Annotated in this window: 1 pseudogene; it reads left to right on the top strand. The window is 53.4% G+C overall.

The window, feature by feature from the left end:
• Positions 1 to 431, top strand: a pseudogene (gene aslA, locus ACNFOC_RS55465) (arylsulfatase AslA); the annotation flags it as partial.

Raw genomic sequence — 431 nt, 5'->3', positions numbered from 1 at the left:
CGTTCATGCCGTGCGTGGTGGTGAACAGGAAGCCATTGCCGACATTACGCCGAAATATATGGAAGACCTGGATCAACGCTGGATGGAATATGGCGTTAAGTTCCTCGACAAGATGGCGAAGAGTGATAAGCCTTTCTTCCTCTATTACGGCACTCGCGGCTGTCACTTCGATAACTACCCGAACGCCAAATATGCGGGTAGCTCTCCGGCGCGCACCTCTTACGGCGACTGCATGGTGGAGATGAACGATATCTTCGCCAATCTGTATAAAGCACTGGAGAAAAACGGTCAGCTTGATAACACGCTGATTGTGTTCACCTCTGATAACGGTCCGGAAGCCGAAGTTCCGCCGCACGGTCGCACGCCGTTCCGCGGTGCGAAAGGTTCTACATGGGAAGGCGGCGTTCGTGTGCCAACCTTCGTTTACTGGA

It is taken from the genome of Streptomyces colwelliae, assembly GCF_048158785.1.
Taxonomy (GTDB): Bacteria; Actinomycetota; Actinomycetes; order Streptomycetales; family Streptomycetaceae; genus Streptomyces.
Note: the sequence above shows the minus strand (reverse complement) of the source record. Positions and strands in the feature narration are given on the sequence as shown.